The 7,560-nt window shown below is 65.3% G+C and carries 6 protein-coding genes; 4 read left to right on the forward strand and 2 right to left on the reverse strand.

What is annotated here, in order from left to right; all coding sequences use genetic code 11:
* Window positions 1-187 precede the first annotated feature (187 nt).
* Entirely contained in the window at window positions 188-748 is a 561-nt protein-coding gene (locus tag ACFOY6_RS13330; protein ID WP_379635991.1) for a very short patch repair endonuclease, read from the forward strand.
* Here the strand turns inward: ACFOY6_RS13330 and ACFOY6_RS13335 are convergent.
* Window positions 693-2,264, reverse strand: a complete 1,572-nt coding sequence (locus ACFOY6_RS13335; RefSeq protein ID WP_379633575.1) for a DNA sulfur modification protein DndB — start codon at window positions 2,262-2,264, stop codon at window positions 693-695. The two genes, ACFOY6_RS13330 and ACFOY6_RS13335, sit on opposite strands and share 56 nt — an antisense overlap.
* A gap of 199 nt (window positions 2,265-2,463) precedes the next feature.
* Between ACFOY6_RS13335 and ACFOY6_RS13340 the strand changes: the two genes are divergently transcribed.
* Entirely contained in the window at window positions 2,464-3,954 is a 1,491-nt protein-coding gene (locus ACFOY6_RS13340) for a DNA cytosine methyltransferase (protein ID WP_379651146.1), read from the forward strand.
* 352 nt (window positions 3,955-4,306) lie between these two features.
* Here ACFOY6_RS13340 and ACFOY6_RS13345 read toward each other — a convergent pair whose 3' ends face one another.
* Window positions 4,307-5,800: a MobA/MobL family protein gene (locus ACFOY6_RS13345; protein ID WP_379651148.1), complete on the reverse strand. Its 1,494-nt coding sequence runs from the start codon at window positions 5,798-5,800 to the stop codon at window positions 4,307-4,309.
* Between the two features lie 353 nt (window positions 5,801-6,153).
* On the opposite strand from ACFOY6_RS13345, the gene ACFOY6_RS13350 reads away from it, so the two are divergent.
* Window positions 6,154-6,489, forward strand: coding sequence for a hypothetical protein (locus ACFOY6_RS13350; RefSeq protein WP_379651150.1), 336 nt, complete (start codon window positions 6,154-6,156; stop codon window positions 6,487-6,489).
* A gap of 164 nt (window positions 6,490-6,653) precedes the next feature.
* A complete protein-coding gene (locus tag ACFOY6_RS13355) occupies window positions 6,654-7,319 on the forward strand; it encodes a hypothetical protein (protein WP_379651152.1) in 666 nt (221 codons plus the stop codon).
* Window positions 7,320-7,560: the final 241 nt, after the last annotated feature.

Raw genomic sequence — 7,560 nt, forward strand, 5'->3', positions numbered from 1 at the left:
TTCGGACGACTTCAGGTGCTTCGATTTGGGCTGTGACACGACTTTGTACCACAGAACGCTGTTTGCCTGTCAACATTCTGGTCGATTGGACAAGGCGCATAGCTTGGCCTCCGACGTTGAGGCGCCCAGTTCGCTGGTCAAGGATGTTGAGGTTATCGCCTGCGGGCGACTTACCTATATATTCGCTATGAGCCCGTCAGCTACCCGGGAGCGCCTTCGGCGCCCATCATTCGATGATGTCTCCGAGGCGCGGCGCCGCAACCTAGCGGCCGTCCGCGGCAAAGATACGAAGTCCGAGCTGACCTTGCGCCGCCTGCTGCATGCCATGGGCTACCGCTATCAGCTTCACAGACGAGACCTACCCGGACGTCCCGACATAGTTTTTCCACGGCACAGGGTCGTCGTCGAGGTTAGGGGCTGCTTCTGGCACAGACACCCCAACCCGGCGTGTCGAAACGTGGTTCTCCCGCGAGCTCGGGCCGAATGGTGGGCCGCAAAACTTCAGGCGAACGTGGATCGTGACCACAGGAATGAGGAGCTATTGGCAGAAGCCGGGTGGCGGACGATTGTGGTTTGGGAGTGCCAGGTGCTTGCCGATCCCAGCGCTATAGCGGCACGGGTCGCCACCAGCCTGAGTGAACAGAGCAGCGCAGGAAGGTTGCCCGGCGAAAAGCAACCTTCCCATTCCCGGGCTAAGCGGCAGACGAAACCGGCTTCCCCGGGGCGGCCATCTTGCCCTCACGAATGAGCTTGGCTTTCAGCTGGGCGATGCCCGGCCGAGGCGGCAGCTCAAGTTTCCACCGTATCAGATCGCCAAGATAACGGGCGATATCGCGCGTGTTCGAAGCGAAAGAGAGCTGGTCACCTTGCCAAACAGCGTATGATTTACGCCCGGCATCTGGTGTCAGGTATTCGTCTAGCCGAGGATCGATGGCTGCACGATCCGCGTCGTCCTTGAAGTAAAGCGACCAAAGGTCGTCCTTGTGTTCGAAACTGATCTTCTTATCCTCGAGCGCTGAAAGAAAGCGGTCGCGGAGATCGTGGTCCTTCTCTCTGGACCCGTGGAAGGTGTAGGCGAGCTGGGCTAGCGCCTTGATCACAACAGCTTCGGCCAGGATCGTACGCTCCTCCCACTTATCGACGCCGAAATGGTCTTGAGCCGCGATTGCCCTCCAGAAGCGGCGTGCGTAGTCATAATGAGGGGTCACTGCGCTGCCGATAATCCCCGACTGATTAGTCGCTCCAGCGAATAGGAGGGCATTGCTGGAGGCAAGGTCATCGCGATAGATCGTCGGAACATCTTCGGCCTTGCGTTGCCCCTTCTTCGACCCGGAGTCCGCAATCCGGATCGTGCCGAGGAGACGATTCCCCTCTATCTCTTTGCGGACGAAAACACTGACAGGGTTGGCATTGTCGAACGCCTGGGCTAGCGCGGCGTCCGGCTTCTTTCCGAGGTTGTTCAGGTCGTGAAAGAGCTGCCTCTCCTGCTCGGACTTCAGGCCAAGATGCACTGTGACATCTACAGTGAAATGCGAGCGAGCAAGTTGGAGGACAGCATTCCAGATCTCGAGCTCCACCGCAGACACCCGGCCGTCCTCAGCGAGGTCCTCAGGCACATATATGCTCCCGCGTTTCTTGTAACGTCCGGTCTGGGTGACCTCGCCAAGCCAGAGCCGTAGAAGCTCATAAGCGTGGCGTCGGTGCTGACCGTCGATGACGTAGATAAGCTGACCCTGACGAAGAAAAAGCACAAGCTTCCCATCAGGTCGCATCTCGATATCGAGGTCGGCCCCGCCAGGGGCGCAATGTCGGATGTTGCCGGTGAAAGGCTGGATTGCTTGGTAAGGTCCCTCTCCCAGCTCAGAAAGTATGTCTTCGAGTTCGGTCGGGATTTCCTTGCCTTCATCGATCCAGTTGTCGCGCACCGCGATAACCAAACCACGAAGCATATAAAGAGCAATAGCCTTGGAGTGCTTCTCGTCGAGCGGTCGCTGAGCGATGTCCGACGCGATGCCCGTCGTCTCCATGATGCGCAGCTCGTTCGGAACGTCACTGTTCTCCCGGAACTGCTCCATCGTCAGGGTCAGCGACAGCGTACCGTTGCCCATGTTGAAGCCCCGGAGCACCGGAGTGCTGAAGTCCGTACGTGCGCCTGTGCGCTTCAGGTCCCCAAGCTTGAACCGACGAGTGGTGTCTTCATTAGGCGATTCATTTTCTGCCACGGTCAGATCCTCTAAGCGGCTTCGATGCAGGAACCTGACCACATTAAACCCGCCTGGCGCAACTCTATAATTCGCCTGGCGCGTTTTATTTTTAGCCTGGCCGACTCAAAGACACGAAAAAGCGATCGTTTTCAATGCGATCCCTGCTTGAGTGGGAGCTCCGTGACAAACCTATTGCGTGCTACTTACCGGCCAACGATAGCTCGACCAGGTCGGGTGCGCCGTTTAGGAGATTTTGGGAATGGATATGAGGGTCGACCCATTGGTTACGGACCCGGCGCTGCGCATGAAGCTCGCCAGGCTTGCTTCCGGCGGTGCTCCAAGGGTTGTCGACCTCTTCTCGGGCTGCGGTGGAATCAGCCTCGGCTTCCACCGAGCGGGCTTCTCCATTTCCGGATCAGTGGAACTAGATCCATGGGCCGCCAAGAGCCACGCCCTGAACTTTCATGGGGATGATCCGGGGCAGGTCGCTCTGCACGGCCGCTCGCGGGATATGACCACACTGGAACCCGACGATTTCTGCAAGGAACTTGATCTCGGCTCCCCAGGGGAGGCAGTCGATATTCTCGTCGGGGGACCGCCTTGCCAAGCCTATGCGAGAATCGGGCGTGCGAAGCTGCGCGACATCGCGAACGACCCTGAAGCCTACAAAATAGACCCCCGACGCGACCTTTACCTTCGCTACATTGCCTGGGTGGATCGCCTCAGGCCCCTCGCGCTCCTTATCGAGAACGTCCCTGACATGCTCAATCAGGGAGGCCACAACGTGGCTGCGGAGATTGCCGATCTCCTCGAGGGTCACGGCTACGTCGCCCGCTACGGTCTCGTGAATACAGCCTTTTACGGAGTTCCGCAGATGCGGGACCGGGTATTTTTGATTGCCTATCGAAAAGAGCTAGCTCTGATCCCAGAGCTACCGCGGCCGACCCGTCACCTGGATCTACCTCAGGGATATAAGGGCGCTCGCTCGGTCGCATTGAAGTATGTCGACCTCCTAAACGCGGGCTCTTACATGAGCCCAACGACCGACGCATCCCTTCAAGGCGCAGTTACAGCTGAAGAAGCATTAGGCGACCTACCCTTGCTGAATGGCGACGACGTCACCCGCGGAATTCGCCGTCGCGGCCCTGAAACCTGGATGGCCTACCGAGCGGACGTAGAACCTTCGCAGTATGCCCTTGAGATGCGGAGGTGGCAGGGCTTTGAAGCCCAAGGTATCAATGACCATTTCATCCGTTATCTACCTCGTGATGGGTACATATTCGAGATGATGCGCGAGGGAGCCGAATATCCCGAGGCGCATCGGCTTGCTGAGAATGCGTTCAAGGACAAGGCCAAGGCTCTCAGGCTTAGGAAGAATTCGCAGCGGTGGAAGGAACTGCACGCGGCAATGGTGCCTCCATACCGCACCGACACGTTCCCTAATCGGTGGTGGAAGCTTATCCGGGACGAGCCGTCGCGTACGTTAATGGCTCACCTGGGGAAAGATAGTTACAGCCACATCCACTACGATGGCTCACAGCGGCGAACAATTTCAGTTAGGGAGGCCGCACGCCTGCAGAGCTTCCCTGACGGCTTCCGCTTCGCCGGGACCATGAACCCCTCGTTGCGGCAGATCGGTAACGCGGTGCCACCGCTTATGGCTTGGGAGATCGCGAAGGTCATGCGCAGCGCCCTAGAAAGCGCGGTGAAAAGGTTGAAGCTTGAGCGGCGGCTTTCGGTCTATGGATAACCCTCGCCGCCCCCTCGAGCTTCGCCACCTCCTCGTTGCCCAGGATGGCCGTCACACGACCTTAGGACGCGCGAGCGAGCCTGACGAGGAAACGCTCAAAACGGCCGCCCAAGGCCTGGATCAAATGGGCTTAGCAGGCTGGTACGTCCTCAGCGAGGGCCGCTACTACGTGAAGGAAGACACCGTGTCTCTGCTCCCAATCAGGCGGCTAACGTCGCTCGACGCTGATTGGGATCAAGCGGCAGCGGCCTTTCAAGAGAGGCGGGCCGAGGCGCTGCGAGGCTAAACGCCTCGTGCCTTCGGCGAGCCACCAAGCCGTCGACCAAACGGCTGGACAGGCACCCCCTGGCGTTCACAGCCTTGGGCCTTTTAGGCCGTTGGTAATCCTCCGCCGAGCTGTTGGTCTATCCGGCGGCGCATGCTTCTTGTGCCACTCCTCCGCGGCCTCGCGGGCATCATCAAGATCACCAGCCGCCGCTGCCGCCAGGGTCGCTTTGTCGCCCCGGGCGGCTGCGGCCGTTACTCGGCGGGCGGCATCGCGGGCAGCTAGACCAAGCGCCGCGTCCTCAGCGGCGAGGAGGCGGCGCATTGCCTCGGCCCGGGTGTTGCAGAGTGCTGCGGGCGTACCCCTCGCCGATAACCGTTTGGCGTGCACCGGCGGAACGCGGGCAGTGGCCGCTGCCGCCCGGAACGCGCGCTCGGCTCGGACCTCGGCGATGGCGTCACGGGCGCCGAGGCGGCGGCCCTCGCGCTGAGCCCCTGTGATGATACGGCGGAGGTCGTCAAGCCAGTCTCGCACCCACTGGCCCCAGTCGGTGGCCTGCTGGCTGCCGGAGAACTGCCCTCGCCTGCGCGCCTCTTCCTCGGCCGCTGCGGCCCGAGCCGCCCGCCGCGCCAACAGTCGCCCAAAATCCGCGAGGTACCGCGCCACGTCACCCGGCCTGCTCGGGTCGAGCGGGGCCATCATGTCGCTGTCGGCCGCCTCCGCACCCCCGCTGCCGCCGGTGGGCAGCGCGCCTCGCATGTCGCCCCGGGGTAAGGCAACGGCATGCGTCGCCCGCTGCGCCGGGTTGGGCGCCTGTGCCGGAGGGGACGGCTGAGATGCCTCCCCTGTGCCCCCTAAAGGGGTCGTGGGCGCCCGCTGGCCTCCCTGCCCCTGCTCAAATACCTCTGGGGGGCCGCCCCGTGGCCTCTCGAGTGCCCTGGCGAGCTCGCCCGCTAGTTCGGCCACCTCGGCTGCCGCATGGCCCACCTCGGCATCCACGTGGGCCAGGGCGGCACGCTGGCCTCGGTGCCGCATCACGGCCGCGACGGTCGGCGGCGCCGGATCAGCGTCGCCGCCCTCGCGCATCCACCGCTGCCAGTCCTGGCGCGGCGCCGTAGGCTCGGGGGGGCGGTCCTCGCCCTGCTCCACGAGCGAGCGCAGGTCGATCCTGGCGTCGATGCCACGCGCCGCCAGCCAAGCGTTGGCGCGCTCCTGGATGCGGGCGCGCTCGGCACGGCCGCCATCCTCTCGCCATGCCTGATTCCATTCGCGGGCCTTGGTCGGCGCAAGGCCCTGGTCTGTCACGCGCCGCAGAGTCAGCAGCAGATGCGCGTGCGGCTGCTCGCCCCCGTCCGCTGCGCGGGGCGCGTGCAGGTCGATCTGCACGGCGGCGCCATCGTCGACCCAGGGCGCGGCGATGGCTTGCACCCAGGCCAGCCGGTGCTCGGGCGGCACCTCGCGCGGGATGCTGACCAGCACCTGGCGCGCGAGCTGGGCGTCGCATCGGCGCTCGGCCGCCTCAGCCGCCCGCCACAGGGCGCCGGGCGAGCGGAGTTCCAGGGGTGCCCCCTCTGGCAGCATCCGCAGCCGCCCACGTGCTCCGCCCGCTTGCGCGAGTAGTCGTATGTGCGGCCGCCTGCCTCCAGTCGGCCGCACAGGTTGTACGCGGCGGCCGCGACGGCGGACCCCATGCGGCCGGTGCCGCGGGAGCGGCCGATGACGCCGAACTCGATGCGTGAAAATGCGTGAGTGGTCATCGTGTCCTCCTGACGAGCACGTCCGCGGAGCGGATGTATAAGCGAGCCTGTGCTCCTCCGGAGCACTCTCCCCTGCGCTCTCCAATAGTATTACGTCATTGAGAAAAATTTCTTGGGTGCATGATACAGTGAGATTGCATGCTGAGCATTGCTTCAGCTGCCATATGAGTACTCATGATGTCAGAAAGAATTTTAACGGATACTATCTCGCTACGTGCTCGGCTCGCTGCGGCCCAGGCCCGCGAACGGGCGGCGCGTGCCGATGCGGCCCGCCTGCGGCGCGAGATGGTGGCCGCTGACCGCCGCCGTGAGACGCAGATCCTCTGCACGCTGGGGCGCGCGTGGCTTGCCTGGGGCGAGCGGGACGAGCGATTCCGCGCGGCGGCCCAGCGGTGGCTCGCCGGGTACGTGTCGCGGCCGACCGACCGGGCAGCCCTGGCGAGCACGCCGTGGGCGCTGCCGGAGCCCGACGCCCAGCACGCCGAAGCCCTGGCCGAGGGAGTGGCGTCATGATGACCCTGGACGCCGCTGAGCGTGCCCTGGCTGCCCTGGAGTCAGCCGAGGATCGTGACCTGCCGCCGGAGGGCGCGGACGACGCGACCCTCCGGCTTCTGCTGTGGCGCTTGCACGGCTACTGGCCCTCGCGGGCGGCTGTCGAGGCCCTACGGATCGCCACGGTGCAAGAACGCGGGCGCCGACGCGAGCGGCGCGGCGCGGCCATGCGGCGTGAGCGCCGTGCGCAGGCGGCTGAGGCGGAGCGGCGCCTTCTACCGGCACGGCGCGAGGAGACCGGCACCCTGCTCGGCGAGCTGCTGGCCTCCCCTGAGTGGGGGCGGGCCGTCGCCGTGGCCTGGGAGACGGCGTGGCTGCTGGCGCGCTGCGCCGTGCAGCAAGCGCGGTGGACGGAGGGCGCCGCCCGGGCACTGGCCCTACCCGGCCTGCCGCGTGATACGCGAGGCCGCCGCGAGGCCGCCGAGTTGCTGGCCGACTACTGCCGCAGCAAGCGCGTCCCCGCCCCGCCTTGGGCGGGGGAGGTGCTGGACCTCGCGCGGCGGGAGCTGCCCCCGGCGGCGCTGGCCTGGATCAATGCCGCGCATCCCGGGCAGGTCGCCACCCTGGCCGAGGACTTGGTACGCCTGCGCTGGTTCGGGCGCCCCCTGCACAAGCGGCTGGCCACCCTCCTGGCCGACGGCGCTGTGTGCCAAGCCGAGTGGCCGGAGCTCGCGCGGGCTGAGGCCGGGCCGCCGCGTGGGCTGCTGCCCCTGCCTCCGCCCTACGAGTGCGAGGAACCTGCGCCGGGGGCGGCGACGGGCGCGGCGCCTGCCCCGGGGAGGAGCCGGTGACGCCCCGGCTTGAGGCGGTGATCCGCCTCCGCGCCGGTGGTGTCGTCGACTGCGCGACGGCGAGCGAGCCGCCCCCGGGACCGGGCGGGAAGGGCTGGCGCGGCCAGGCATGGGCGGCCGGGGGGTGTCGTCTTGCTGGCCGGGGGCGGTCGTGTCCCATCGCGTGGTGTAGGAGCGATGGTTCCGGCGGGTTGGGTAGCCGGGATCAGGCTGGCACGGCGGAGAGCCTGATGGGACCAGT

The sequence above is a fragment of the Teichococcus aestuarii genome, from assembly GCF_042651065.1.
In the GTDB taxonomy this organism is placed as follows: Bacteria; Pseudomonadota; Alphaproteobacteria; order Acetobacterales; family Acetobacteraceae; genus Pseudoroseomonas; species Pseudoroseomonas aestuarii.